Below are 25,465 nucleotides of genomic sequence, written 5' to 3'. Positions count from 1 at the left end.
GTGCCGGCACGAGAAGTCCAGCCGCCCCGCCACGAGAAGCCTTTGCCGTGCCTTGCACGACTGGTCCAGCGACACCCATACGACTGGCCGCTTCGCGCCCGCGTGACTGGTCGTTTCGCGCCTCCACGGTCGGCCGGGTCGTGCCCGCGCGGTTGGCAGCGTCGCGCCCGTACGACTGACCACCTCGCACCCACACGACCCCGCACCCCAGCCACCCCTTGCGTGAAGCGATGAATCAGTGCTTCACTTCTTCCCGTGCCCTACCGACGCACCCCGCAGGTCCAGGCTCGCCTCGACGCGCAGCGCGAAGCGATCCTGACCGCCGCCGGTGAGATCCTCGCCGAGCGTGGCTACGCGGGCTGCTCCGTGAGCGCCGTCGCGGAGAAGGCCGGCGTCGCTACCGGCACGGTCTACCGCCACTTCCCCGGCAAGGCCGAGCTGGTCGTCGAGCTGTTCCGCAACGTCGTCAACCACGAGGTGGACGCCGTCCGGCAAGCCGCCCAGCGACCCGGCACCCCCGCGGAGCGCGTCGCCGCCATCGTCGAGACCTTCGCCGAGCGCGCGCTCAAAGTGCCCCGCCAGGCGTACGCCCTGCTGGCCGAGCCGGTCGACGCCCCGATCGAGGCCGAGCGCATAGTCTTCCGGCGCGTCTTCCGCGACGAGCTCGCCCGCCACGTCCGGGAGGGCGTCCGCACCGGCCAGCTCCCGCCGCAGGACGCCGACCTCACCGCGGCCGCCCTCGTCGGTGGCGCCGCCGAGGTGCTCATCGGCCCCCTGACCACCGACAGCGCCGACGCGGTCGGCGCGCTCCGCACGTTCATCTTCCGCGCACTGGGAGGCAAGGATGCCTGACACGCACGAGGTCCTGAACCAGGTCCCGCCGCTGGTCGACTACGACGTCGCCGAGGACGCGGCCCTCCTCGACGGCCTCCGCCGCGAGGGCGCGGCCTGGGCCGAGGACGAGGTTCACGAGCTGGGCCGCCTCGCCGGCAGCGCCCGCGGCCAGGAGTGGGGCCGGGTCGCCAACGAGAACCCGCCGAAACTGCACACCCACGACCGCTACGGCAACCGCGTCGACGAGGTCGAGTTCCACCCGTACTGGCACGAACTGATGACCGTCGCCGTCGGTCACGGCTTGCACGCCGCCCCCTGGCGGGACAACCGCGAAGGCGTGCACGTCGCGCGCGCCGCCAAGGTGCTCGTCTGGAACCAGGCCGAGGGCGGCCACATCTGCCCGATCTCGATGACCTACGCCGCGGTCCCGACGCTGCGCCACAACCCGGAGCTGGCCGCGACCTACGAGCCGCTGCTGGCCGCCACCGAGTACGACTACGGCCTCCGCGTCCCGGCCACCAAGCGCGGCCTGATCGCCGGCATGTCAATGACCGAGAAGCAGGGCGGCTCCGACGTCCGCGCCAACAGCACCACCGCGCGACCCGCCGGCGACGGCGCGTACGTGCTGACCGGCCACAAGTGGTTCACCTCGGCGCCGATGTCCGACGTGTTCCTCACCCTCGCCCAGGCGCCTGGCGGCCTGTCCTGCTTCATGCTGCCGCGCGTGCTGCCCGACGGCTCCCGCAACCGCATCTTCTTCCAGCGCCTCAAGGACAAGCTCGGCAACAAGTCCAACGCCTCGTCCGAGATCGAGTACGACGGCGCGGTCGGCTGGCTCGTCGGCGAGGAGGGCCGCGGCGTGCCGACCATCATCGAGATGGTCAACAACACCCGCCTCGACTGCGTCCTCGGCAGCACTTCGCTGATGCGCCAAGGCGTCGTGCAGGCCGTGCACCACGCGCGGCACCGCAAGGCGTTCGGCGCGAACCTCGTGGACCAGCCGGCGATGGCGAACGTGCTGGCGGACCTGGTCGTCGAGTCCGAGGCGGCCACCACCGTGGCGCTGCGGCTCGCCGGCGCGACCGCGAACCCGGACCAGCAGGCGTTCCGGCGGCTGGCGCTCGCCGTCACGAAGTACTGGGTGTGCAAGCGCGGCCCCGCGCACACCGCCGAGGCGCTGGAATGCCTGGGCGGCAACGGTTACGTCGAGGACTCCGGCATGCCGCGGCTCTACCGCGAGGCGCCGCTGTTGTCCATTTGGGAGGGTTCGGGCAACGTCGCGGCGCTGGATTCCCTGCGCGCCATGGGCAAGCAGCCGGAGTCGGTGGAGGCGTTCTTCGCCGAACTCGACCTGGCCGCCGGCGCCGACGCCCGTCTGGACGACGCGATCGCGCGGGTGCGCAAGGAGCTGTCCGACCTGGAGGACCTCCAGTACCGGGCGCGGCGACTGGCCGAGATGATGGCCCTGGTCCTGCAGGGCTCGCTGCTGGTGCGCTTCGCGCCCGCGGCGGTGGCGGACGCCTTCTGCGCGTCCCGCCTAGGCGGCGACTGGGGGATCGCGTTCGGCACACTGCCCGCGGGCGCCGACACCAGGGCCATCATCGAGCGGGCGTTCGTCAGCTGACGTCCTCGATCGCGGTGCCCTTCGTCTCGCGGACGAAGCGCAGCGCGAACGGGATCGAGAGCAACGCGAACGCCGCGTAGATCCAGTAGGTGATCGACAGGTTCCAGTCGGCCATGCTCGGGAAGCTGACCGTGACCGCCCAGTTGGCGACCCAGTTCGCCGCGGTGCCCACGGCCAGCGCCGCGCTGCGGATGCGCAGCGGGAACATCTCGCCGAGCATGACCCACAGGATCACGCCCCACGACATCGCGAAGGAGATCACGAACAGGTTCGCGAACACGAGCGCGATCGGGCCCCACGCGCCCGGCAGGCTCAGCTCGCCGCCGACGGTCTGCGCGTTGCCGAACGCGATCGCCGCCACGCCGAGGCCGACGAGCATGCCGACCGAGCCGATCAGCAGCAGCGGCTTGCGGCCGACCTTGTCGATGAAGGCGATCGCGATGAACGTGCCGATGATGTTGATGACCGGGCTGACCATCGAGATCAGCAGCGAGTCGGTGTTCTGGCCGACCGAGTGCCACAGCGTGTCGCTGTAGTAGAAGATCACGTTGATGCCGACGAACTGCTGGAACACCGCCAGCGCGACGCCCACCCACACGATCGGCAGCAGCCCGAACCGGCCGCCGACGAGGTCGCGGACCCGGGACCGTCTCTCGGTCTTCAGGCTGCGGCGGATGTCCTCGAGCTTGGTGTCGACGTCACCGCCCTCGACCTCGCGCAGCACCTTGCGTGCCCGCTCGACCTTGCCGTTGGCCAGCAGGAAGTGCGGCGATTCGGGGATGATCGAGGCGAGCACGAAGTAGATCACCGCGGGCACCGCCGCGGCGCCCAGCATCCACTGCCACGGCTCGATGCCGCCGAGGTTGCCGTTGAGGTCGTGCGTGCCGTCCGGCCCGATCGGCGCGAGGGCCTTGATGACCCAGTTGACCAGCGCGGACACCCCGATGCCGAGGACGATCGCCAGCTGTTGCAGCGAGGCGAGCCTGCCGCGGTAGGCGGGCGGCGCGACCTCGGCGATGTAGGCCGGGCCGATCACGGACGCGACACCGATCGCGATGCCGCCGACCACGCGCCAGATCGCCAGGTCCCACACGCTGAACGGGAACATCGCTCCGAGGGCGCTGACCAGGAACAGGACCGCCGCGAGCTGCATGGTCCGGATGCGGCCGATCCGGTCGGACAGCAGCCCGCCGAACCAGGCGCCGACGGCCGAACCGATCAGCGCGCTCGACACGGTCAGCCCGGTCACCCCGTCACCGACCTCGAAGTGCCGTTGGATGCCGAGGACGGCACCGTTGATGTTCGAGCTGTCGTACCCGAACAGGAACCCGCCGACCGCGGCCGCACCGGCGATGAACACGACATGGGCGAGATGTTGCTGACCGGCTCGCTCCCCGGTCGTCGTCGAACTCACGACCCGTGCTCCTTTGCCTGAGGTGTTTCCTCCATTCGGAGCAACCTACAAAATGGTCCAGTCCATGCCGTACCACCTGGTGACATGGACCACCCGATCAGGGGAGTTTGGAAGCATGAGCTTCGAGGAAGAGGTGGCCGCGCGGCTGGCCGGGCTGCCCGGCGTCCAGGCCGTGACGCTGGGCGGTTCACGGGCGACGGGCACCGCGCGCCCGGACCGCGACTGGGACTTCGCGATCTACTACCGCGGGCACTTCGACCCCGCCGACCTGCGTGCGCTGGGCTGGCCGGGTGAGGTGTCGGAGATCGGCGGGCTGGCCGGGTGAGGTGTCGGAGATCGGCGGCTGGGGCGGCGGCGTGTTCAACGGCGGCGCGTGGCTGACGATCGACGGGCGCGGGGCCGACGTCCACTACCGCGACCTGGACGTGGTCGAGCACGAGCTGGCCGAGGCGCGGGAGGGCCGGTTCCACTGGGAGCCGCTGATGTTCCACCTGGCCGGGATCCCGAGCTACCTGGTGGTCGCCGAGCTGGCGGTGAACCGGGTGCTGCGCGGCTCGCTGCCCGAGGTCGAGTTCCCGGAGGTGCTGCGGAAGTCGGCGCCCGCCGTGTGGCGCGCGGGCTTCGCTGACGCTGACCTACGCCGAGCACAACTACGCGCCGCGCGGGCAGGTGACCGAGTTCGCGGGCGCGCTCGCCACGGCGGCGATGCAGGCCGGGCACGCGGTGCCGGCCGAGCGTGGCGAGTGGGTGCTCAACGAGAAGCGCCTGCTCGACCGCACCGGCCTGCGCGGCGTCGACTCGCTGATCAGCGGGGACCTGGTGGAGGCCGCCCGGCGGGCCCGTGAGCTGCTCGGCCTCTAGCGGTTGGTGTCGGCTATGTGGAAGTTCAGGTGGGCGCGCGACGGCGTCGGGCCGCGCTGACCCTGGTAGCGGGAGCCGACGGCGGCCGAGCCGTACGGGTTCTCGGCCGGGCTGGTGAGCCGGAACAGGCACAGCTGACCGATCTTCATGCCCGGCCACAGGGTGATCGGCAGGTTCGCGACGTTCGACAGCTCCAGCGTGATGTGGCCCGTGAAGCCCGGGTCGATGAAGCCGGCGGTGGAGTGCGTGAGCAGCCCGAGGCGGCCGAGGGAGGACTTGCCCTCGAGGCGCCCTGCGAGGTCGTCAGGCAGCGTGACCAGCTCGAACGTCGAGGCGAGCACGAACTCGCCCGGGTGGAGGACGAAGGCGTCCTCGCCGTCCTTCTCGACCAGCGACGTCAGCTCGTCCTGCTGGAGCTTCGGGTCGATGTGGGTGTACTGGCTGTTGTTGAACACGCGGAAGAACCGGTCCAGCCGCACGTCGATGCTGGACGGCTGGAGCATCGCCGGTTCGAAGGGGTCGATGCCGAGACGGCCGGCTTCGAGCTCTTTGCGGAGGTCACGGTCACTGAGCAGCACGGCTTCACCCTAGCTAGGCCGCTTTCATGTGGCGGGCGTAGGTGGGATCGAGCTTGAAGATCTTGTCGAGGCGGTCGACGTAGCGGCGGCGTTCGAGGGTGCCGAGGTACTCCTGCAGCGCGGTCGCGCCGGGGATGAAGCGCCGCGCGGTCTCGGCGGCGAAGTTTCCCGCGGCGACGGCGAGGATGGCGCCCTTGGCGATCGGGTCGTTGGGGATCTCCAGGAAATCGGCATTGGACTTGCCCAGCACCAGGCGGCTGATGGAGGAGTGCACGGCGACCGAGACGTGGGACAGGACCTTGCCGACGGCGCCGCGCCCCTCGCCGATCGCCGCGTGCGTTTCGAGCAGGGCGCGGGCGAGGCGTTTGCTGTCCTCGTCGGGGATGAACTCGGTGGTCGCGAGCAGCCAGAACAGGCGCCAGGCGTCGTCTTCGGTGGCGGGCAGGAGTTCCTCGTCGACGCCGAGCAGCCAGCCGACGTAGCGCCAGAGGTGCAGGATGTCGGCGCGCTCGCGGTCGCTGTAGCGGATGCCGAGCAGCTGGGTGCCGTAGACGAAGACGAGGGAGAAGAGGAGCAGCGTGCCGGCCGTCTGGACCTGGTTGACTGGCTTATCCCACTCGTCGTAGTCCCAGTCGGGGCGGCGGTTCATGGCGGCGCGGACGTGGGCGTGCACGAGGCGGACGCGCAGGGCGGAGGCGTAGCCGGTCTGGCCGATCGCCAGCGCGCCGGGGGTGGTGACGTCCATCCACCAGGCCGCGGTCTCGACGAGGCGCTGACTGGCCATCCGTTCGATCTCCCCGGTCGCGACGAGGGCCTTGGTCGCGCGTGAGGCGAGGTAGCCGCCCATGAGGGACATGTCGCCGAGCGGGAAGAGGCCGAGGACACCGGTGCGGATGATGGCTTTGGCGCCCCGGTCGAGCCGGGCCGGGTCGACCCAGTACGGGGTGGCCTCGACGTGCTCGAAGAAGTCGACGAGTTCCGGTGGAGGGGCGTCGAGGCTGTGGATGCCGCCGGTGAGCGCTTGTTCGAACAGCTGCCGCCCGCGGTTCCTCGGCAGGCGGCGGAACAGCGCGACGACCGCGTCGGCCTTCGGGTCCTGCGCCTGGGCGAACTCCCGGAAGCGGCGCACCTGGCGCTCGGTCGCGCGGATGTCGTGCTTCACGAAGAGCTTGGCGGCCAGGCTGAAACCCCCACGGCGGAACAACTCCGGATCCGGCAGTCGCTCATCCATGCACACCCACCACCCTTTCGACAACGAGTGTTGTCACTTGCGACCCGCAGAGTCAAGGGGGTGCTCTCACCAGGAGGCGACGTTTGTGTATGCTGTGCGTCGCTGCGGATGTAGTTCAATGGTAGAACATCAGCTTCCCAAGCTGAGAACGCGGGTTCGATTCCCGTCATCCGCTCTTGTGACGAAGGCCCAGGTCAGCGGGTGTCTAATCCGGACCTGGGCCTTCGTCGTCTCTTGATCAACTCGGGTCGCGTGCCATTAACGTGCCATTAGGTCGCTGGGACGAGGGCACCGTCGTCGTCCGGGTCGTCGCCGCCCTTGCCCCTCCGGTGCTCCTCGACGAGCTGGGAGAGCCGGTCCGCGATCCGCTCGTCCGCGTCACTGGTCGCCCGCTGGTAGATGAGGGCCGCCCGCATGTCGTCGTGCCCCATCCGGGCCATCAGGTCCTTGGTGGAGGTCCCGGCCTTGGAGGCCCAAATGTTGCCCGCGTGTCGCAGATCGTGGAAGTGCAGGCCCTTGAGCCCCATCTTCGCGACGACCTCAGTCCACCGGGTCCGCTGGTTGAAGTTCGGCCGACGCAGTGCGTTGCCGTCCCGCTCGCCCGTGAACAGCAGCGCGAGCGGATCCGGCTTCACGTAGGTGTCCAGGTGCTTCACCACCTCCGGTCGGACGGCCGCCGGGATGATCACCGTCCGCACACCAGCCCGGGACTTCGGTGGCCCCACCGTCAGCCCCTTCCCGCGGACCTCGACGAACGCCCGCGAGACCCGGACCCAGCTCCCGTCCTCGGCCACGTCGCAGCGCCGCAGGGCCGTCACCTCACCCCAGCGAAGTGAGCCGAACGCCGCGAGCAGGACGAGCGCCCGGAACCGCTCCGGCATCCGGCCGGCCAAGTCGAAGACCTGCGCCACCGACAGGACCGGCCGCTCCGCCGGGTTCTCCCGATCCGCTCCACGAACCCGGCACGGATTGCGCTGGAGGATGCGGTCCTCCTCCACAGCGGTGTTCAGGACCGCCCGGAGCAGCCGGTACGCCTTGGCGGTCATCGACTCGGATACTCCCGCCGCCAGCAGGTCCGCCCGCCACTGCCGGATGGTGGCCGTCGTCAACTTGCCCAGCTCGACCCCACCGAGCCGCGGTTCGATGTGCTTCCGCAGAAGCCACCGGTACAGCTCGGTTGTGCGTGGACGCAGCCCAGGGCGCTGATTGACCCACTGACTCGCATAGTCCCCGAGCTTGACCTTCGCCCGCTCCGGGTCGGTCCACTCGCCCTGGATGATCTGGCTTTCGACGACCGACAACCAGCGCTCGGCCGCACGCTTGGTCTCGAAGGTGTCGGGTGCCTTTCGGAATTGCCCGTCCGGCCCGGGATAGCGAGCCTGCCAGCGACCCGACGGAAGCTGGCGGACGTTGCCGAACCCTCGACGCCCCTTCTTGTTCGCCACGTCAGGCTGCCCGTCCGAGGTCGCGGAGCACGGACGCCGCATTGATCGGCTCGACCCGACCGGCCTGCACGAACGCCTCCAGGTCGTCGACGGCCAGCCGAACGTGAACGCCGACCTTGTGGAAGGCGATCCGGCGTTCGGCGATCAGCCGACGGACGAAGCGCACCGAGGTGTTCAGGTACTCGGCCGCCTGCTCGACGTTCAGGTAGTGCGTGTTCAAGGTGTCTTCCTCCCCCAGGTGATCAGGCTGCTTGCTGAATTGCCGAAGTTTCTGAGCCCGGTGGATGGGCCGCGAGGAGTGCCCGGTCGTACTCGGCCTTCCAGGTGATCCGTTCTGCGATGGCCCGCATCAGGAGGTGCGCGCGTGGTGGTGCGTCCCGGTCGCCGGGTTGGACTTTGCGCCAGATCAGCCGTGAGGTGTCTTCGTCGGGTTTGACGATGCCGACGTTCGCGAGCATGTCCCGGACGAACGCCTTCCGGTCCGCCTTGTGATCGGCCAGCGACTTCCCGGACCACTTTCGGGAGACCAGGACCCGCCGGCCGGGGAGCCCGAGGGTGGTGCGCCGGTGTGCCCGGCCTTTGCAGTGGCCCGGAGTCATCCGGCTGGAGGCCCCGAGTGGCTGCACCCCGTAGAGCAGCCACACCGCACACCGAGGCGAACACGGAGTGATCGCCAGTTCCGCGTGAAGCCGGTCGTGGTGCTCCCGCTGCCTCGCGCTCGTGGCTTCGACCACCTCGCCGGTGCTCTTGGTGAGGTATTTGGTGAGGTAGCCGATGTGGCGTCCGGCTTCTTCGGTGCCGCCGAGGATGCCCTTGGAGTGCACCTGCCGCCCGAACGTCACCACGTGTGCCGGTTCTTCGACCTCCTCCACCGCCTCCTCCCACGGCGTCAACGGCTCGTGCTTCTCCGGATCCACAAACCCCTTCACCCGCGCGTCCCACACGGGCAGCCGGTCCCCGCCATAGACCAGCTCGTCGTGGCGGGGCCACCAGACCTGGTGGTAGGTGGCCTCGGTGACCTGCCGCAGCACCTCATGCGGAATCGACCCCCGCAATGCCGCGTGCAGGTGCGGGGCGGTGCGCTTCTGCGGCTCCACCGTGGCGAAGTACTGGACGTCCCAGCCGACGACGCGGCGGAGGTTCTGCCACCACCGATCCACCAGCGAGGCGAAGTGCACCGCATCCCGCGCCGCCCGCCGATAGTCATAGGTCGCCATGTCGACCGGTGTCCCGTCGTCCCGCACCCGGCCGTAGGTGTCGCAGGTCAGGGTCACGAACATCGACGGCCGGAACTTCCCGGCGTACTCCCGCCCCACGGTGGTTTTGGCGACCTTTTTCCGGGGCAGGTTGGGGGCGTCCTGCCGCCGCTTGGTTGACCGCTTCACCGGCCGCTTCGACGGCAGGTCCGGCGACGGGAGCCGGCCGCGCATGCCGAGTTGCCGAAGTTCCTCATCAACCCCGCGGATCTCGTCCCGCAGCTCGTCGGCCTGGCCCTCCTCACCGTGCTCGACCGCCTCCCGATACCGCGCCACCAGATCCGCGCGGAACTCGATCAACTCCTTCTGCTCCGGTGTCGGTGGGGCCGGGGTGAAGTCGGGTTCCTCGGTGAGGTGCCAGCCTTCCCGGCACTGGGCCATCCGCAACGCCTTGGCCTTCTTGGCACACGGCCCGCAGACGCTCTCCACGGTGGAGCCGCAGGGCACGGCGATGTAGCGGAGTTCGCCGGTGTCGGGGTCGCCGACTTCCATCGTGAACGGCCGCACGCACACCCCGTGCTTCTCCGCGGTGGCCTTCATGACCTCCGTGGACAGCGGCAGCCGCATCCGCTCAGCACGAGTGCTCACGCGGCCACCTCCACCGCCTGCTCGTCGAGCAGCATCCGCAGCGTGTACAGCTCATCGACCGACACGCCCTCACGAGCACCGGTCGCGAGCTGCACCAGGCCGCCGCAGTGCCGCCACGCAACCCCGCCGTAAACGAGGAACTGCGCCCCGTCCTGCGAACGACCGCGAATGGTGATGTGCAGGTTGTTCTGCTCGGTGCGCCACCACGTCGCGGTGACCTGGTCGAGCGTGTAGGCCCACAGCAGCAACTCGGCGAGATGCACACCGGCCTCGCCGGGAGCCACCTGCACTTGGATTTCCGGCATGCCCGGGTGCAGCGTCACCCGGCAAGGCTCCGGAAGCGGGAAGTCCCGCAGGTGCCCCCAGAACGCCCGGGTCAGCCTCTCCAAGGGAGTCCTCATGCCGCAACACCGCCCTCAGGGCCGCGGAACGGCACGACAGCCCCGCCGGTCACGAAGGCTTCGAGTGCCTTGACCGCCTCATCCGGCACCCAACCGGCCCGCACACGCAGCGGCTCACGGATGCCCTCACCCCACACGTAGCCGGTGCCCGCTTCGGACTCGCCGATGCGGTTGGCCCACGCACCCCGCTCGTACGCCTGGTCCCCGAGCACCATGCCCACGTGCGACTTCGAGGTGACTCGCAGGCAGATACGGCGGGGGAACAGCTCCCGGACTGGGACCGTGTCCTTCGTCGGCTCCTGCACGTAGCCGCGGACCGTGAACCCGAGCGCCCGGCCCTGCGTGGTCAGCAGAGCCACCTTCTCGATGATCTGCTCACGGGTCTTCCGGTCGGTGTACTTGGTCAGGGCTCCGATCTCGTCGAACTCCAGCAGCTCAAGCGGGTTCTCGGTGCTGACCGGCACATTGCGAACTCGCCCAGCGAACTCCGCCTTACGCGTGTCCATCGCCGCCACCAGCTCATCCAGGACTTCGAGCGCGTCCTTCGGCGTCACCGCATACCGGTGGAAGATCCCGCGCCCGTACGCGAGTTCCATGCCCTTCGGGTCGATGCCGGTCACGCGCACGAGGCCGTCCCGGATCGCTGGGGCGATCGACGCGAGCGGGCACCACATCACCGAGTTCTTGCCCGCGCCCGAAGCGCCGGCCGTGAGCGTGTGGCTTCCCGAGCCGTACAGCGGCAGGTGCCAGTCCTCCCCGTACTCGGTCCGCCCAGCCCAGGCGCGTCGCAGGTCCACAGCTGAGGCGTCCAGCTCGGTGAACTGCGGGCAGGGCACCGGAGTGGCGAGCAGGTCCCGGCGCTGGAAGTCGATGGACACCACGTTGGGAGCCAGCTCCCGCACCTGGCACCGGGCGACCTTGCGCGCCACGGCGAGTTCCCGCGCAGCCTCGTCGAAGTCCTCGGGCTTCTGTCCCGGTACCAGCTCGACCCGCACCTCGTCCCACGAGGCACCCGACCGCACTCGCCGGACCTTGGGCAACCGAACACCGGGCCGCCGCTGGTCGCGCGTGATCTTCTTCCGTCCGACGAGCGTCACGGTCAGATCGACCGGCACGGTGTCGTCCTTGACGCTCAGGCCGCAGGCGTGCAGCCATTCCGGCAGCTTGGGCATGTAGAGCGCCCAGCGGAACCACCACGAGCGCAGCGCGCGCCCGGCCCACTGGTCGAACGACACCAGGTGGAAGCGCCGCCAGGTCAGCAGTCCCGTCGCGATGACGAGACCGGTCACCGCCAACGACATCCAACCCAACCACATGCACCACGCCGCTACCGCGAGCACAGCGAGCGTGGTCCGCGGATGCGTCAGGATCTCCTTGACGACCCAGACCGCGCCCTTGAGAACCCACCACAGGGCAAGGAAAACCACCGCAGCAGCGGCGAGGGCTTCCGCGATCGAGGCGAGCGCCTTGCCGAGCTTTTGGAGCACCCAGACAACAACGGCGAGGCCGGCACTGCCGAGCAACAGGACTCCGAAGGTGTGTGCGTTCATCGCCGACCACCGGCCTTCCGAGCCGTGATCGGCAGATCCAGCCGTCCCGCACAGGTGGCGCACTCGGTGTCACCAGGAGCGAGGCGGGCGAACTTCTTGCATGCGGCACAGCGCGTCCGGGTGACCCCGCTTGACACGTGCCCGCCAGCATTGGCTAGCGTTTCCACTGTCTACTCCGTGAGGTGTGGACAGCGCAGGAGCGGCAAGAGGTTGGCAGCCGGTTTCCGCTTCTGCGCCGTACGGTTCAAGAGCCCGAATGAGGGCGTGTTTCATCGCCGCACGACATAGCGCGCGTTTTCAGTCACTTGTGGACCCCTTAGAGTCCTTCGGTTGCTTGTCGGGAACACCTTCGGCACACGTGCACCTTGTTGCGCAGGACCCGCTGCGAATGCCCGCAGACCCAGCAGCGTCGGCGGACCAGCCACCTACGTCGAACCTTGTGTGCCACCGCGATCACCTCCTTCCTGTTAAGTCATCGAGGTTTCAGCGGTTGGTCTCGCGCTCGACCACGAACGTGCCCTTGGAGCGAATCGTGGTCACCAGGCCGCGTTCACGGAGGATCTCGACCGCGTGCCTCGCTGTGCCCAGAGAGACGCGGTACTCCTCAGCGAGACGACGTTCGTTGGGCAGCGCGCTTCGCGGAGGCATCTCGCCCGAGGCGATTCGCGCTGCGATGTCATCGGCCAGCCACTCGTACACGTAGCCGACCAGGTCATTCGGAACTCTGGGCACAACTGCCCCCTCTTGGTGTCAGGACTGGATGGAATCTGCGCGCCGTGCTTCGAGACGGGCTCTGCGCTCGAACTCTTCGGCGGCTACGGATGCTGCGTGGCGAGCCCACAACGGTGCCCCCAGGTCCTCCGCGAGGACTCGCCACGCCTCGGCGACGGAGTGGTATGCCTGAGCGAGACGCCGCACTGCCGCCACGTCATCGGCGGCTGCTCGCATCGCGGCGAACAGTGCGGCTGTCTGCTCGGCATACGCGGTGTTCCACCGAGCGACCGCCTCACGCGACGGTCGCCCCACCATCAGGCGGCCTTCTGCTCACTCGAGCCCTGGCCGGCACCCTTGTTCTGGGTGGGCCGGGAGTTGGTCGCGCCCTTGGGCTCACGCATCCCGGTCGCCCGCAGCGCCCACCCCTGGTACTTGAACTTCTCGCCCATGACCCGCGGCTCCACCGTCAGGCCCTCGAACAGGACCGGCCGGAAGTCGAAGCCCTGCATCACCGCCGGAGGCGGGACCGGCTGGACCCTGTCGAGCAGGGTCACCGTGACCGACTTGTCCCGGTCCTTCTCGGCAGAGGGGTCGGTCACCGTGACCTTCCACTGCGGCAGACCGGTCTGCTCGTCGATCTTCTGCTTGGGCTGCTTGCCCCGGGCCTTGTCCTCGTTGGAGACGTACTCCATGTCCGGTGTGACCGGACCAACGATCGCCGCTCCTTCCGGGAAGACCACGTCGTGCTCGATCTCGAAGCGCGTTCCGCGCGGTACCGCCATTGCCTGTTCCTCCTGGTAGGCGCCTCAGTCGGCGCTGCCTATCGTGGCTGACAGGGATAGGTTAGCCAGCCTGCCTAGACAAGTCAAGCAAGCTGCAATCGGGCTAGGCGACTAGCTGGCCTAGACAGGGCGTCCGGCCCTGCGGGAAACTCCATCTAGACGACTAGCTACATGCCTAGGCGTCCGTGTGCGTCCCTAGACGTCTACGAAGTGCACTAGCTGGAGCAGGAGAGCGAGGACGGCCGTGCCACTCGATCCCGATGACCCGAGGCCGCCGTATGTGCAGGTGGCGAACGCCCTTCGCGCTGCGATCCTGACCAAGAAGTTCAGCCCGGGCGACAAGCTGCCCTCGCGGAACGAGCTGGCGAAGACCTACAACGTCGCCCCGATGACCGTGCAGAACGCCCTGCGTGAGCTGCGCGAAGAGGGCCTGATCGTTTCCCGTCAGGGCAGCGGTGTGTTCGTCCGAGAGCGCACCGAACGCCCCATCGGCCTCCGCCCGCACATCGAGCGCGCGTTCGAGGCACAACATGTGACCGTCGACTTCGCGGGCTTCTCCGGCGAGACCCTGCACGGCGTCATCGCCGAGCCCCTGGACAAGATCCGCATTGGCCGGCTTCGCCCCGAGTCGATCCGGGTCCGACTGCTCGTGCCCGATCCGAGGCAGCCTTGGACGCTGCCGGTGACCGTGGACGAGCGCACTGACAGCCCGGTCTTCCGCAAGCGGGCCGAAGAGATCATGCGCCGGAACACGCTCGCGATCGTCGATTCCGTGACCGAACTCGCCGACCTTGGTTTGATCAACGAGGCATCGGCCGAGATCCGGGTGCACAACGTGCCGCCGACATTCAAGCTCTACCTGATCAACGACGAGGAAGCCTTCTTCGGCTTCTATCCGGTCCGCGAGCACGTCATCAGCTACGACGGCCAGACCGAGTCCATGTACGACCTGATGGGCAAAGACGCGATCCTGTTCCACCACTCGGCGAACGACGACGACACGTCGACCGGGTCGCAGTACGTCGACCAGGCCAAGACGTGGTTCGAGAGCATGTGGTCCAGCGTCGGCAAGGACTTCCAGCGATGACGGCCGCGGAGCTGCTGGACCAGGCCCGAGCGCTCCTCCTCGACTTCGACGGCCCGGTGTGCTCGGTCTTCGCGGGAATCCCCGCACCCGTCGTCGCAGACCAGCTCCGCACTGTCCTCGCCGACGCCGGACATGCGTCACCTGAGCCCGTGGCGAGCAGCAGCGACCCGTTCGACGTGCTCGAATACGCCGCCTCACTCGGTGACGACGACGCCCGATACGTCGAGGCCGCGTTCACCGCCCACGAGGTCGAGGCGATGACCACCGCAGCGCCGACCGAGGGCGCTCACGAACTCATGCAGGCGTGGCACGGTTCCGGCCGGCCCTTGGCGATCGTGAGCAACAACAGCGCCGCCGCCATCAGCGCCTACCTCGACTTCTACGGCCTCCGCCCCCTGGTCGACACGGTATCGGCCCGCGAGAGCGCAGACATCCGACTCCTCAAGCCACGCCCGCACCTCCTGAACCAGGCCCTCCGGGCACTGGGGATCCCCGCTGAGCGATGCGTCTTCGTCGGCGACTCCCTGACCGACATCGAAGCCGCCAAAGCCGCCGGTGTCCGGTCGATCGGCTACGCCAACAAACCAGGCAAGCGCGAGCGCTTCACCAGCGCCGGAGCCGACGCGATCACCGATGTACTGACCGAGCTAGCCACAGTCCCGTGAAGGTCCCGGACAAGCTCGCCAGCTCTGTGCGAGCACGATGGCCCGACCGCGCGGACACCTGGCTGACCAGCATCGGCCCCGAACTCGACGAACTGACCCGCCAGCACTCGGCGACCCCGCAGCGCGTCCTACCAGCGCGGTACGCCTTCGTGGTCAGTGCGACCAGCCCGCACGGCCCGCTCATCTTCCGAGCCTCACCCGACCCGGCGGCCCTTGACCAAGCCACCGTCGCCGAAGCACTGGGCCACCTCGACGTAGGCCCCAAGATCCACCTCACGACCAGCACCGACACCGGTTCATGGACGGTGATGGAGCAGGTCATCCCCGGAACCCCACTCGCCGACGCCAACCCGGCGACCCTCGACATCGAGGCCCTGGCCCGCCCCCTCCGGGCAATGGCCGGCCAACCCGCACCGTCGGCCGACCTGCCACTCATCACCGACTGGCTCCGCGACCGCCTCACCAACGACAACCTCACCGAACTCCCAGTCGGCGAGCAGATAGCCCCCAAGGCCGAACGAGTCCACGCCCTTGAACTCCTCGACGACCTCGCCGCAGACATGCGCCCCGGCCTCTGCCACGGCGACGCCTCACCCTGGAACATCCTCGCAGGTCCCAACAACCACTGGAAGCTCATCGACCCCCGCGGCATGCAAGGCGAACCCGAGTACGATGCAGCAGTGGTGGCGTACAAGCTTGAGCGTATCCTGCATACTTCCCATGCAGGGGCGATGGTCGCCGCAGCCTCCGGTATAAGGTTTGCTCGGGTTGTACCGTGGATGCACATTGCGCGTGCTGCACGAATTTAGGGCTGCCGCGAAGTCGGCCTTCTTGTCGGCTGCCTAGCGAACCGAAATGCCCTCCCCATTAGCTGGTTCGAGCGGTTGCCCTCTCCCACCATTGATCAACGGGAGGTTTGCCACCTGTGGGCAGAATCTCCGAATATTGGTTCTGAAACAGGTTGTTCACCGGGGGCACGTTCCAGGCGCCGTCCCTGGCGACAAGCCAGCGGTCATGCCAATCTCTTTTGTGATCCACTCGCCATGCGCTTGTGATACCTTTAAGTGTCATTTCGTCGCGAAATCGCTTGAAGTCTTTGAAACTTTTCTCAGTCAGTACATTGGTTGCATTGCCCGAGATAATGCGTATCTCCGTAACCTTCGTGCTATCGACCTCGGTCGCGAGTTCTTCGAGGGCGCGCGTACCGAAGTGTGGGTCGGCCCACGTCACTACTCCTGCCAGAAGTCGAATGATTCGGCGCAGCCGTACCACGTTAGAGAACGGCGTTCGCGGGGAGATCATCACGCTGCGACTTGCTTCTTCGCCTGCGGCAGCAACGTCGGCGTCGGGAGCTATTATCCGGACCGTTTTGTTCTTCCGAGAATAGATTAAGACGCCGCACGAGTTCATCCAATGAAATAGTGGACGCGCCTTTTCAATGGTGAGCGCTTGAGGGATGGATCTATGTTGACGCAGTAGATCTAGTACGCCGTCCTCCGGAACCGCGCCAAAACCTCGCAATTCTTGTTCGAGTATCTGAAGTACTGTGAGTGATCTGAGTGCTTGGCCGAGGGTTACTGACGATTTCTCCATGTCTCGGAGAACCCAGGCAGTTCGGTAAAGATCACTGCCCGCTTCCGTTAAAGAATCGCCCTCGATCAGGCCGGTTTCGGCGAGTATTCGCGAGACCTCCGGCGAGAGGGTTGATAAGTTGCCGTGTCCCGCAGATCTAATCCCATCGAGTAACATAGCCTGGTTCACGACGAAGATGTCTGGCACGGCCTCGCTAGTCATTGTTTTGACCGTAACCAAGGGTCTTCAGTACGCTAATTACGTCGGTTGGCGTCCAGTCCGACATGTCGATCGTGACGGATATTTGCAGTGGCAACGACTCGCTTCTTCGAGATATTGGTGCGTAAGTCTCGTTCGCCAGTTTTTCTTTGATGTCGGAGTCGGCTATCTCGGGCGTTTCTGAGGTTTCGGATTCGAGTGCAAGCGTGTCGCCCATTACGGGTGGGTTAAGAGCTGACTCCGCAACGTCTGCGGCAGAGGTTTCTTCGGCCCGACTATGTTCCGCGCCGGACAGTGTGACATCGCCTGCGTTGTTTATGAATCCGGCAAGCTGAACAGAGGAAAGGAAATCATCGGCAGCTTTTTTGGCGTCGGCCTTACTGAGGGCATAGCCGAATTCAAACCGTCCGGCAATACCGGTGATATCGGGAAGGGGTGCTCCGTCGCTGTCGCTGAGAATCTGAGCAAAGGACGGCACACTTAGGACTGCCTCTCGCCGGGCGTTCGCAAGTTGCCGGACGTCGACGTTATTTGCGAGACGCAGTCCGAGCGGGGTCAGTTGAATTTGCCCACTCTGCGGACTTGAAACAACGCCCCACGTCCGCAAACTAGCGATTCTCGTTCTCCAGGCGCCGCCTGACGCCTTCGCCTCAGGCCCTATGAGCTTGCGTGCGAAGACCTCTTCGCTAGTCGCGCCTTGTCGCGCGACGTCCCAGAGCGCTCGTACACATTCCTCTACGGTAGTGAGATCATGTCGCGGAACGCCAGCTTTCGATCTAGGCCTGCGAGCACCTGTGGTTCCCGACGTCGAACTAGGGGCACCGTCGCTAGTCTGCGCGGATATATCGGTCATCCTCGAACCTAACCCGTTGATCAGTGATCTACGCCGTCTTCTTCGCAGGCGCTGAGCCTCGCGTTACATGGGGTGTCGTACCGTGTCCAATCTGATATTTCTAGTCGACTGAGCCAGGCCCCTCTTCAACGTCCGGCTGAAAGCTGTTGTTGCCGAATCCTGCTCTATGGGATCAAGGGCGGCGCGCAAGCGCGCCGCCGGGCTCGCCCGGCCTGCCGCTCCGCTTCGGCCGGCGGCCCTCGACGCTCCTGATATACGAGCAACGCCGGGAATGCCTGGAGCGATTACGTCTCCATGACGTCCACCCAAGCCCGCGTGCGGTACGCAGCGCTCGTACTGTCGGTTGCCGCGATCGCCCTGAGCCTGTATGCCGTAGTACAGAGCAGGACGGCATACTTCGCCTGGCTTGGCCTTCTTACGACAGCGGCGGGCATCGCCTGTAGCGCCGTGGCGTTGTATCGGAACCACCAACGTTACGGCAGTGGTCACCTGTATCCGTCTCTCCAGAGGGCATGGAGCGCGGCGCGGAGCAAGTTTCGCAGACCAGCGATGGTCGAGGTGCACGCTGCAACAGCGACGGTGGCCGTCACGCTGACGGCCACTGCACAGGTAGAGCGCTCAATCGCACCTGACATGCCCTTTCACGAGCAGGTCAACCTCTTGGTCGGACGGATTCGAGAGGTCGAGCAGCGAATGACGGAACAGCACCGCGAGGACATAGACTCATTAAGCCAACAGCTTCAAACGGTACAGGCGGAGTCGGCCCGGGCTGATCGGTTGCTCGAAGATCTTGCCAAGGATGTCGGCGCGGGGACTGTGAAAATCCAGTTGTGGGGGCTCTTCCTAGTCGGCTGCGGCACTGTCCTGCTGGCCGTTCCGGCCATCTGGCCGTGATCGGTGAGTGGGTACTTCAGGGGCTCTGCCCCTGGACCCCGGCACCGCTTCGGAGATCAGGGGAGGGCACCACCGGTGACCTTCTCACGGCGCGCCCGAGGGCAGCCAGCCCGGCCAGCACCGGTCAAGGGCGCTTCGCGGCCTCCGGCAGACCCTTGACCGGCACCACCCGGCCTGGCAGGGGTGAACCCGCGCCGCGAGGAGATCACCTCAGCCGGGGAACTGTGCAGGTGGGAGCACCGCCGGTCGTGCCATTAGCGTGCCATTAGGGGCGGTCAACCACGGTCAACGGAGGCACACCCTGGCGAACCCGTCCCGCAGGTCAGGGCCACCGTCGAGCAAGATCAGACCGATTCCCAAGCTGAGAACGCGGGTTCGATTCCCGTCATCCGCTCTTCGCAGGTCAGAAGGGGTGCCACCCGATCTTGGGAGGCACCCCTTCTGCTATCTCCAGCAACATCCCAACAACATCACGCGGACCCTTTGCGGTGCTCCTCGACGAGCTTCGAGAGCCGGTCCGCGATGTGCTGATCCGCCTCGCTCGTGGCCCGCTGGTAGATCAACGCGGCCCGCATGTCGTCGTGCCCCATCCGGGCCATGAGGTCCCGCGTCGACATGCCCGCCTTCGACGCCCAGACGTTGCCCGCGTGCCGCAGGTCGTGGAAGTGCAGCCCCTCCAGCCCGAGCTTGGTCACGGCCTCAGTCCACCGAGTGCGCTGGTTGAAGTTCGGCCGGCGAATCGCTCCACCGGACTTCTCGCCGGTGAAGAGCAGCGCCTCCGGGTCCGGTCCTACGAACTCCGCCAGGTGCTTGACGATGTCCGGCCGGATGGCCTGCGGCAGGGTCACCGTCCGCACCCCGGCCCGCGACTTCGGCGGCCCAGCCACCACACCCTGACGGGGCACCTCCACGAACTGCCGCACCACCCGAACTTGACTGGCGTCCTCCGCCACGTCGCACCGCCGCAGCGCGGTCACTTCCCCGAACCGCAGCGACCCGAACGCCGCGAGCAGCACCATCGCCGAGAACCGCTCCGGAAGGGCCGCCGCGATCTCGAAGACCTGCCCCACCGTGACCAACGGCCGCTCCTCCGGTGTCTCCTTCTCCGCGCCCGGAATCTTGCACGGGTTCTTGGCGATCAGCTCGTCCGGATCGACCGCGGTGTTCAGCACGCCCCGGAGCAGCCGGTAGCACTTCGCCAGCACCGAAGCCGACACCCCGGCCGCCAGCCGATCGGCCCGCCACTGCCGAAACGTCGCCGCCGACAACCGGTTGAGCGGGACGTCGCCGATGTACGGCGTGATGTGCTTACGCAGCAACCACCGGTACAGCTCGACCGTGCGCGGCCGCAGCCCCGGCCGTTCCACGATCCACCGCTCCGCGTACTCGGCGAGGGTGATCTTCGCGCGGTCCGGATCCGTCCAGTCCCCGGCGACGATCACCGCCTCGACCCCGTTCAACCAGCGGTCCGCATCCCGCTCCTTCTCAAGAGCGGCGCGCGAGCGCGCCGCTGGCCGCTCGGCCTGCCGCTCCGCTCCGGCCGGCGGGCCGCGACATCGTGTGCCCGAGCCAGACCCCGAAGCTCCCTCGTCAGTCCGTTAGCGTGACGGTGTCGCTCCACCCCACAGGAAACACCGCGCTGACTCGGCCACCATCCACGGAAACGCACACGCGCAGCACGTTGCCGGTGCGATCATCCGGCCAGGCCTCGACAACCACCTGGTAGACCGTTCCCCCTTGCGCCGACTTCCTCGAAACGGTCGGGCACGTCGGCCAAGCTCCGGAGCGCATCCGGCGCACGGCGGATCGCTCGACTCCCAACACGCTCCGCGATCTCTTGGGCCTCGACACGATCCGCACTCGGCTTGCGCCGCCAGGACCTACGAATCTCTGCCTCCAGGACCGTGCGCCGGACACCGCAGCCACCAGCCACCCACTGGCCCGACACGCAACTGTAGCGCCATCAGAGGTCGAACTCGGTAATGGCCAGCTCCCGTGACTCCTTCGGGCTCAACCATTCCACAGCCAGCGTCTCCCCCTGCAGCATGAACCGGCCCGCGTCCCAGTCGTCCAGCTCGTCCTCGAGGATCCCGTCATCGACAAAGGTGTCGGTGAAGGGAATCTCAAGCCAAGGCAGCGCCATCCACACGTGAGCGGCGTAGCGCGGAGCCGACCAGCGCCGCCACCACAAGGCACCGCCCACCTGCGTCCACCACACTTCAGGTTCCACGAGGATCATGCCCTCATGACCCCGGTCATCACTTACCCGTCCAACCCGGCGCCGATATCGCTCAAGCCGAGGGTTGTCCGCTGGCGATTCCTTCGGCGGCTTCCACGACACGACGCATCCCACCCTTCGAGGTGCCGCAAGAAGTATGGATCAGGCCTCCGGCGGCCAGGGCTCCGCCCTGGACCCGACACCGCTTCGGAGATCAGGGGAGGGGCACCACCGGCGACCTCCTCACGGCGCGCCCGAGGGCAGCCAGCCCGGGTGGTACCGGTCAAGGGCGCTTCGCGGCCTCCGGCAGACCCTTGACCGGCACCACCCGGCCCGGCAGGGATGAACCCGCGCCGCGAGGAGATCACCTCAGCAGGAGCCTGTGCGGGGGCAGCCCGCAGCAACATGCCAACAACATGCCCCGGTCAACCAAGGTCAACAGGGGTACCCCGCGCACACCAACAACCGCAGGTCAGGGCCGTCTTCCAGGCCTCCGGCTATGGTTCCCAAGCTGAGAACGCGGGTTCGATTCCCGTCATCCGCTCGTCGCGCGAAGGCCCAGGTCAGCGGGTGTCTACTCCGGACCTGGGCCTTCGTCGTGTCTTGATCAACTCGGGTCGCGTGCCATTTGCGGGCCATAAGCCGTCGCCGGGAGAGCTGGTCCGCGAGCCGCTCGTCAGCGTCACCCGGTCGCCCGGCGGTTCGATCAGCGTCCAGTCGGGGGTATTTCGAACAGCCTTGCTAAGTCGGCCAGGTTCCGCCGCTGCACCGCGAGTTCCAGCTGACCGCCATCCAACCCGTAGACCAGCACGACATTTGTACGGACCAGCAGGAATCGTTCCCCGAGACTCCGCCGCCGAGTCATCCGTGGCGTCGCGGCCCGGTAGTCCAAGCCTTCAAGACGCGCTCGACAGAGATACGGTGACCAGCGTGCCCGGCCTCGGGACAATCGCAGACTGCCGATCCGCCAGTGCGGTAAGCCTCCGTCAGGCCACCGAGCCGCACACCTCAGCCTGATCTCGCCACCCGACTCGAAAGCCTTCTGCCGCTTCCGCGACGTACGTTCGCGCCGCCAACCGGGATCACGCTCGGTGGATGGACCTCCGACCAACAAACCCGCCAGGTCGTTGAGGATGTCCCACACCCCGCACAAGGTACCCGTGCCGACGGACGACCCACACTGTCTGCAGTGACGGGGCTCGATGCTCAGAGGCCGTGGTAGCGCCGCATGCCGTCGAGCCAGGCTCGGATGTCCCCGTCGTCGAGCGGGGCGGAGTCCGCGAACCTCAACAGCGCGTCTCGCTCCGGATGGTCGGACCCGCGCACGAAGGCCAGCGTCTTCGCTACCCCGGCCGCGAACAGGAGCTGAGTCTCCAGCGCCGTGAACGTGTCGAAGTTGGCCATCTTCGCCTGCCACAGCAACCACACGTCGGACACCCACCCCGCCGCATGCATGGCGATCTCCTGTGCAGCAGGTAGCGGAGGAACTCGGCGTCAGACGGCCTCAAATCGGGCGCCAGCCTCTCGATCACGGCTGCACGGCGACCGCGGTTCGCGTCATCGCGGTCCCCTCTTCATCGCGTGCGGGGATGTAGTCGAGCGAGGCCCAACGGGCGGGGTCGGCTCGGAACCACTCCAACGACTCCACCGAAACAGCGCCCCCTCAACGCTCAGATCCTCAAGCAGGAGTGTGGCCCGCTGCTGCTGATTCGAGCACAGGCTCGGCCCCGGACCCCGGTACCGCTTCCGAAGCCGGGTGGAGATCACCTCGGCCGGCGATCCGGGCATGTGGGAACCACCGTGGGTCGTGCCTTTCAGGGATCGCCGTGAACTGGCGCCCCACCCGTACCTATGCGCATCCTCCGTGGCCGACTTCGAAGACTTGGGGCTTGACAGTGCTAGTCATTTCAGTCCAGCCTGAAATGATTAGCAACTCGTAGGAAAGTGCGGCGATGGCTCCGCGTCCTGTGCAGGTGATGTTCAACAGTCTCGGGACCTCGTGCGCCGGTGACCGGTACCTACCGGACGCGTACGACCCGGTTCCCGGTCTGGTGCTGGGGCACAGCGGGGTGATGGTCAAGGAAGCGCTGGCCGTGTTCGCGCCGTACTTCGTGCGCCCCGGGTTCGCAGTGCTGGTGATCGACTACCGAACGGTCGGCGCCAGCGAGGGTGACCCTCGTGGCCAGGACTATCCGCAGCGCGATCTCCTACCTGCAGAGCCGGCCGGAGGTGGACGCGGAGCGGATCGGGTTGTGGGGGGTCAGCGTCGGGGGCTCGGTCGCGGTCCAGGCCGGGGTTCTCGACCGGCGCGTGAAGTGTGTCGTGGTGCAGAGCCCCAGCGTGTGGAACGGCTGGCGGTACCTGGAGCGGTTGCTCGGGCGCGCCGGTGTGCAGGCGCTGCGGGACCGGCTGGACCAGGATTGGCGGCGCCGCTACGAGGATTGGGGCCAGTGCCCGGGTCCCGCACCTGAGCCTGGACGGGGAGACCGTGCGGGACACGCCGGACCTGGCCGCCGAGATGTTCCCCAGCTACCGCAACGAGAAGACCCTCGACTCCACCGAGCACCTGCTCACCTTCGCGCCGGAGGTCCTCATCCACCGGCTGTCGCCCACGCCGTTGTTGATGATCGCCAACGGCGGGTGGGACCCGTACCACATGCTCGAAGAGGCGCAGAGCGCGTGCGAGCCGAAACGGCTGGAGGTGCTGCCCTACGACGTCCTCGGCCTGTACACCGGGCCGGGCCTCGACGAGGCGATGGCGCTGGCCGTGGACTGGTTCGACCGCTACCTGCGCTAGACCCGGCTCGCCACCGTCACCCCGACACCCACCCGCGACTCGGTTGCCGCCATGACACAGTGACGGCCGCGACGAGCCAGCCGAGGAGAAGCGCATGTCCAATCAGGACGACCAGGACGAGGTGCTGCGGTGGGTGGAGCGGGTCGCCACCTTCTGCGTGGAGGAGTGGGCGCTACCGCCGATCACCGGGCGCATCCTCGGCCTGCTGATGATCTGCGACCCGCCCGAGCGCTCCGCGGGCGAGATCGCCGAGGCGATCCAGGCCAGCCGTGCTTCGCTGACCTCGAACATGCGCTTCCTGGCCACCATCGGGCTCATCCGCAAGGTGCGGGTGCCCGGCGACCGCACCACCTACTACCGCATCGAGGACGACGCCTGGCACAAGGTGGTCCAGCGCAAGCTCGACGGCCTCAGCGCCTTCGACGACATCGCCGCCGAGGGCATGGCGCTGGCCGGTGGCAACGGCCTCGACCCCCAGCGCATCCGCTCCGCCCAACGCGCCCTGACCTGGCTGCGGGACATCGCCGCCCGCAACCCCCTGGCACCGTGAGGACCCTCGTGCAACGCCTGCGACTCGACCTGGATCCGCTCCGCGAGACCCTGCTGCTCACCCTCTACGCGAGGGCGCTCGACAGCAAGCTTCCCCGCCCGATCCTCGGCGACGCCGACTCCGCCGCGCTCGGCGACACGATCGACTACGACTTCGCCAAACTTGAGCTCAAACCCAACCTCATCTGCGGCACCGCCCTACGCGCCAAGAAACTCGACGACGCCGTCCGGGAGTTCGTCGCCGCCCACCCCCGCGCCGTCGTGCTCGACCTCGGCTGCGGACTCGACACACGCGTTCTCCGCTGCGACCCGCCCGCCGGCGTCGACCTGACCGAACCGGGCTGGCTCGACCCGCTGCCGCGCGACCGGCCGGCGATGATCGTCGCCGAGGGCCTGCTGCCGTTCCTGCCCGGCGACACGTTTCGGCGGCTGACCAGCGAACTCACCGCGCACTTCGACACCGGCGAGCTCGCCATCAACGGCTACACCCGCTTCGCCGCCTGGTCGATGAAGTACCACCCGGCGATCAAGGCCATCGGCATCACCGCCGCCCAGGATTTCGACGACCCGCGCACCCCCGAGGCCTGGAACGCCGGCCTCACCCTGGTCGAAGAGCAACTGCTCACCCGCGCCCCGGAAGTCGCGGACTTCCCCCAGCCGCTGCGCGCGGCCCCCCGGCTCATCAGCTACAGCACCGCACTGTCCCGGCAAGGTACCCGCATACTCCGCTACCGCCTTCTAACTGTCACCCTGGCCCGGCTGCGATCCTTGCCCGCAGCTGTGCACAGTGGTCTGGTGGACGATCGTGGTCTGGCGTCGGACGGGACGATCGCGCGCGAAGGTTCTCTGGACGGGGTGCCCGCCGAGTTCGCCCCCGTCGTCGAGGCACTGCGGGTGCATGTCGCTGGGACTTTCTCGCGCCTGCACAGCGCCTACCTCTACGGCAGCATCCCGCGCGGCACCGCCGTCCCCGGGGTCTCCGACCTCGACGCCCTGCTCGCCTTCCACGACGAGCCCACCGACGCCGATCGCGCTGACGCCGGGGGATCGAGGCCGCACTCGACCGTGCGTTCCCCCAGATCAACGGCGCCGGCATCCAGCTCGCCGGCGTCCGCACGCTCCTCAGCGACGCCGAACGCCACGACGGCGGCTTCTTCGTCGCCTGCCTGTGCACGCCTCTCCTGGGCGACGACCTCGCCGAGCGCCTGCCCAGTTACCGCCCAACGTCCTTGCTCGCGCGGGAGACCAACGGCAATCTCGCAGCGCTGCTCCCGGGCTGGCGCCAGCGCGCGGCCGCGGCGGCGACGGACCACGAACGCCGGACCCTGAGCCG

At 67.6% G+C, this 25,465-nt stretch carries 26 protein-coding genes, 1 tRNA gene and 1 pseudogene; 13 read left to right on the top strand and 15 right to left on the bottom strand.

What is annotated here, in order from left to right; genetic code table 11:
• Positions 1–255: 255 nt before the first annotated feature.
• Positions 256–852 (top strand): TetR/AcrR family transcriptional regulator, encoded by a 597-nt coding sequence (locus AMETH_RS33905; RefSeq protein ID WP_017985641.1) that lies wholly within the window; start codon positions 256–258, stop codon positions 850–852.
• Complete coding sequence (locus AMETH_RS33900; protein WP_017985640.1) at positions 845–2,458, top strand: acyl-CoA dehydrogenase family protein; 1,614 nt, start codon at positions 845–847, stop codon at positions 2,456–2,458. Before AMETH_RS33905 ends, AMETH_RS33900 begins: the two co-directional genes overlap by 8 nt.
• Here AMETH_RS33900 and AMETH_RS33895 read toward each other — a convergent pair.
• Positions 2,451–3,872, bottom strand: a complete 1,422-nt coding sequence (locus tag AMETH_RS33895) for a sugar porter family MFS transporter (RefSeq protein WP_209436832.1) — start codon at positions 3,870–3,872, stop codon at positions 2,451–2,453. The two genes, AMETH_RS33900 and AMETH_RS33895, sit on opposite strands and share 8 nt — an antisense overlap.
• Before the next feature lie 115 nt (positions 3,873–3,987).
• Here AMETH_RS33895 and AMETH_RS42840 point away from each other — a divergent pair, with 115 nt between their 5' ends.
• Together AMETH_RS42840 and AMETH_RS42835 are read left to right on the top strand one after the other, a co-directional pair.
• Positions 3,988–4,197: a nucleotidyltransferase domain-containing protein gene (locus tag AMETH_RS42840; RefSeq protein ID WP_026153619.1), complete on the top strand. Its 210-nt coding sequence runs from the start codon at positions 3,988–3,990 to the stop codon at positions 4,195–4,197.
• A gap of 344 nt (positions 4,198–4,541) precedes the next feature.
• Complete coding sequence (locus AMETH_RS42835; RefSeq protein ID WP_026153618.1) at positions 4,542–4,733, top strand: hypothetical protein; 192 nt, start codon at positions 4,542–4,544, stop codon at positions 4,731–4,733.
• Here AMETH_RS42835 and dcd read toward each other — a convergent pair.
• Both dcd and AMETH_RS33880 read right to left on the bottom strand, forming a co-directional pair.
• Positions 4,730–5,311, bottom strand: coding sequence for a dCTP deaminase (dcd, locus tag AMETH_RS33885; RefSeq protein ID WP_017985638.1), 582 nt, complete (start codon positions 5,309–5,311; stop codon positions 4,730–4,732). The two genes, AMETH_RS42835 and dcd, sit on opposite strands and share 4 nt — an antisense overlap.
• 13 nt (positions 5,312–5,324) lie before the next feature.
• Complete coding sequence (locus AMETH_RS33880) at positions 5,325–6,542, bottom strand: oxygenase MpaB family protein (RefSeq protein ID WP_017985637.1); 1,218 nt, start codon at positions 6,540–6,542, stop codon at positions 5,325–5,327.
• A 104-nt stretch (positions 6,543–6,646) separates the two neighbouring features.
• Between AMETH_RS33880 and AMETH_RS33875 the strand changes: the two genes are divergently transcribed.
• Positions 6,647–6,717, top strand: a tRNA-Gly gene (locus AMETH_RS33875).
• Between the two features lie 94 nt (positions 6,718–6,811).
• Here AMETH_RS33875 and AMETH_RS33870 read toward each other — a convergent pair.
• The 7 genes from AMETH_RS33870 to AMETH_RS33840 form a co-directional block, all read right to left on the bottom strand.
• Positions 6,812–8,029 (bottom strand): tyrosine-type recombinase/integrase, encoded by a 1,218-nt coding sequence (locus AMETH_RS33870; protein ID WP_476692320.1) that lies wholly within the window; start codon positions 8,027–8,029, stop codon positions 6,812–6,814.
• On the bottom strand, positions 7,989–8,207 hold the full coding sequence (locus AMETH_RS33865; protein ID WP_017985635.1) for a helix-turn-helix domain-containing protein: 219 nt from the start codon (positions 8,205–8,207) through the stop codon (positions 7,989–7,991). Before AMETH_RS33865 ends, AMETH_RS33870 begins: the two co-directional genes overlap by 41 nt.
• Positions 8,208–8,229: 22 nt before the next feature.
• Positions 8,230–9,810, bottom strand: coding sequence for a replication initiator (locus AMETH_RS33860; RefSeq protein WP_017985634.1), 1,581 nt, complete (start codon positions 9,808–9,810; stop codon positions 8,230–8,232).
• Positions 9,811–9,827: 17 nt separating this feature from the next.
• Entirely contained in the window at positions 9,828–10,232 is a 405-nt protein-coding gene (locus tag AMETH_RS33855; protein WP_223843006.1) for a hypothetical protein, read from the bottom strand.
• Positions 10,229–11,782 (bottom strand): FtsK/SpoIIIE domain-containing protein, encoded by a 1,554-nt coding sequence (locus AMETH_RS33850; RefSeq protein WP_017985632.1) that lies wholly within the window; start codon positions 11,780–11,782, stop codon positions 10,229–10,231. The genes AMETH_RS33855 and AMETH_RS33850 overlap by 4 nt, the downstream gene beginning before the upstream one ends.
• 483 nt (positions 11,783–12,265) lie before the next feature.
• Positions 12,266–12,481, bottom strand: coding sequence for a GntR family transcriptional regulator (locus AMETH_RS33845; protein WP_017985631.1), 216 nt, complete (start codon positions 12,479–12,481; stop codon positions 12,266–12,268).
• Between the two features lie 329 nt (positions 12,482–12,810).
• Positions 12,811–13,278: a hypothetical protein gene (locus AMETH_RS33840; RefSeq protein WP_017985630.1), complete on the bottom strand. Its 468-nt coding sequence runs from the start codon at positions 13,276–13,278 to the stop codon at positions 12,811–12,813.
• Between the two features lie 280 nt (positions 13,279–13,558).
• On the opposite strand from AMETH_RS33840, the gene AMETH_RS33835 reads away from it, so the two are divergent.
• The 3 genes from AMETH_RS33835 to AMETH_RS33825 are packed head-to-tail and all read left to right on the top strand — an operon-like array spanning position 13,559 to position 15,839.
• Entirely contained in the window at positions 13,559–14,365 is an 807-nt protein-coding gene (locus AMETH_RS33835; protein ID WP_017985629.1) for a GntR family transcriptional regulator, read from the top strand.
• Positions 14,362–15,030, top strand: a complete 669-nt coding sequence (locus AMETH_RS33830; RefSeq protein WP_017985628.1) for an HAD family hydrolase — start codon at positions 14,362–14,364, stop codon at positions 15,028–15,030. The genes AMETH_RS33835 and AMETH_RS33830 overlap by 4 nt, the downstream gene beginning before the upstream one ends.
• Entirely contained in the window at positions 15,027–15,839 is an 813-nt protein-coding gene (locus AMETH_RS33825; protein WP_017985627.1) for a phosphotransferase, read from the top strand. Before AMETH_RS33830 ends, AMETH_RS33825 begins: the two co-directional genes overlap by 4 nt.
• Before the next feature lie 58 nt (positions 15,840–15,897).
• Here the strand turns inward: AMETH_RS33825 and AMETH_RS38470 are convergent, their stop codons facing one another.
• Complete coding sequence (locus AMETH_RS38470; protein WP_156131767.1) at positions 15,898–16,824, bottom strand: hypothetical protein; 927 nt, start codon at positions 16,822–16,824, stop codon at positions 15,898–15,900.
• The gene (locus tag AMETH_RS38465; RefSeq protein WP_156131766.1) at positions 16,817–17,299 is read right to left on the bottom strand and encodes a hypothetical protein; all 483 of its coding nucleotides are present in this window, start codon (positions 17,297–17,299) and stop codon (positions 16,817–16,819) included. Before AMETH_RS38465 ends, AMETH_RS38470 begins: the two co-directional genes overlap by 8 nt.
• A gap of 924 nt (positions 17,300–18,223) precedes the next feature.
• On the opposite strand from AMETH_RS38465, the gene AMETH_RS33820 reads away from it, so the two are divergent.
• A complete protein-coding gene (locus tag AMETH_RS33820) occupies positions 18,224–18,568 on the top strand; it encodes a hypothetical protein (protein WP_026153613.1) in 345 nt (114 codons plus the stop codon).
• A 470-nt stretch (positions 18,569–19,038) separates the two neighbouring features.
• Here the strand turns inward: AMETH_RS33820 and AMETH_RS33815 are convergent, their stop codons facing one another.
• From AMETH_RS33815 to AMETH_RS33805, 3 genes are all read right to left on the bottom strand, one after another.
• Positions 19,039–20,028: a tyrosine-type recombinase/integrase gene (locus AMETH_RS33815; protein ID WP_017985625.1), complete on the bottom strand. Its 990-nt coding sequence runs from the start codon at positions 20,026–20,028 to the stop codon at positions 19,039–19,041.
• Positions 20,029–20,531: 503 nt separating this feature from the next.
• Positions 20,532–20,807 (bottom strand): hypothetical protein, encoded by a 276-nt coding sequence (locus tag AMETH_RS33810; protein ID WP_017985624.1) that lies wholly within the window; start codon positions 20,805–20,807, stop codon positions 20,532–20,534.
• Between the two features lie 1,185 nt (positions 20,808–21,992).
• A complete protein-coding gene (locus tag AMETH_RS33805) occupies positions 21,993–22,241 on the bottom strand; it encodes a hypothetical protein (protein ID WP_017985623.1) in 249 nt (82 codons plus the stop codon).
• Positions 22,242–22,955: 714 nt separating this feature from the next.
• On the opposite strand from AMETH_RS33805, the pseudogene AMETH_RS41870 reads away from it, so the two are divergent.
• The 4 genes and pseudogenes from AMETH_RS41870 to AMETH_RS41150 form a co-directional block, all read left to right on the top strand.
• Positions 22,956–23,072: pseudogene (locus tag AMETH_RS41870) on the top strand (acyl-CoA thioester hydrolase/BAAT C-terminal domain-containing protein); the annotation flags it as partial.
• 202 nt (positions 23,073–23,274) lie between these two features.
• Positions 23,275–23,583 carry a hypothetical protein gene (locus tag AMETH_RS41155; RefSeq protein ID WP_017985621.1) on the top strand — a complete coding sequence of 103 codons (309 nt, stop codon included), beginning with the start codon at positions 23,275–23,277 and terminating at the stop codon, positions 23,581–23,583.
• A 94-nt stretch (positions 23,584–23,677) separates the two neighbouring features.
• The gene (locus tag AMETH_RS33795) at positions 23,678–24,133 is read left to right on the top strand and encodes a GbsR/MarR family transcriptional regulator (RefSeq protein ID WP_017985620.1); all 456 of its coding nucleotides are present in this window, start codon (positions 23,678–23,680) and stop codon (positions 24,131–24,133) included.
• Entirely contained in the window at positions 24,130–25,461 is a 1,332-nt protein-coding gene (locus AMETH_RS41150) for a class I SAM-dependent methyltransferase (RefSeq protein WP_017985619.1), read from the top strand. Before AMETH_RS33795 ends, AMETH_RS41150 begins: the two co-directional genes overlap by 4 nt.
• Positions 25,462–25,465: the final 4 nt, after the last annotated feature.

Origin of the sequence: Amycolatopsis methanolica 239 (genome assembly GCF_000739085.1) — a bacterium.
GTDB lineage: Bacteria > Actinomycetota > Actinomycetes > Mycobacteriales > Pseudonocardiaceae > Amycolatopsis_E > Amycolatopsis_E methanolica.
This window is presented reverse-complemented; position numbering and strand designations above follow the sequence as displayed.

Coding starts and splice junctions, on each gene's coding strand:
- AMETH_RS33900 (WP_017985640.1), top strand. CDS start 845: ATGCCTGACACGCACGAGGTCCTGAACCAGGTCCCGCCGCTGGTCGAC.
- AMETH_RS33855 (WP_223843006.1), bottom strand. CDS start 10,232: ATGAGGACTCCCTTGGAGAGGCTGACCCGGGCGTTCTGGGGGCACCTG.
- AMETH_RS33870 (WP_476692320.1), bottom strand. CDS start 8,029: ATGCGGCGTCCGTGCTCCGCGACCTCGGACGGGCAGCCTGACGTGGCG.
- AMETH_RS33830 (WP_017985628.1), top strand. CDS start 14,362: ATGACGGCCGCGGAGCTGCTGGACCAGGCCCGAGCGCTCCTCCTCGAC.
- AMETH_RS38470 (WP_156131767.1), bottom strand. CDS start 16,824: ATGACTAGCGAGGCCGTGCCAGACATCTTCGTCGTGAACCAGGCTATG.
- AMETH_RS42840 (WP_026153619.1), top strand. CDS start 3,988: ATGAGCTTCGAGGAAGAGGTGGCCGCGCGGCTGGCCGGGCTGCCCGGC.
- AMETH_RS33860 (WP_017985634.1), bottom strand. CDS start 9,810: ATGCGGCTGCCGCTGTCCACGGAGGTCATGAAGGCCACCGCGGAGAAG.
- AMETH_RS33795 (WP_017985620.1), top strand. CDS start 23,678: ATGTCCAATCAGGACGACCAGGACGAGGTGCTGCGGTGGGTGGAGCGG.
- AMETH_RS33820 (WP_026153613.1), top strand. CDS start 18,224: ATGGTCGAGGTGCACGCTGCAACAGCGACGGTGGCCGTCACGCTGACG.
- AMETH_RS33810 (WP_017985624.1), bottom strand. CDS start 20,807: ATGATCCTCGTGGAACCTGAAGTGTGGTGGACGCAGGTGGGCGGTGCC.
- AMETH_RS33840 (WP_017985630.1), bottom strand. CDS start 13,278: ATGGCGGTACCGCGCGGAACGCGCTTCGAGATCGAGCACGACGTGGTC.
- AMETH_RS33880 (WP_017985637.1), bottom strand. CDS start 6,542: ATGGATGAGCGACTGCCGGATCCGGAGTTGTTCCGCCGTGGGGGTTTC.
- AMETH_RS33805 (WP_017985623.1), bottom strand. CDS start 22,241: ATGCATGCGGCGGGGTGGGTGTCCGACGTGTGGTTGCTGTGGCAGGCG.
- AMETH_RS33850 (WP_017985632.1), bottom strand. CDS start 11,782: ATGAACGCACACACCTTCGGAGTCCTGTTGCTCGGCAGTGCCGGCCTC.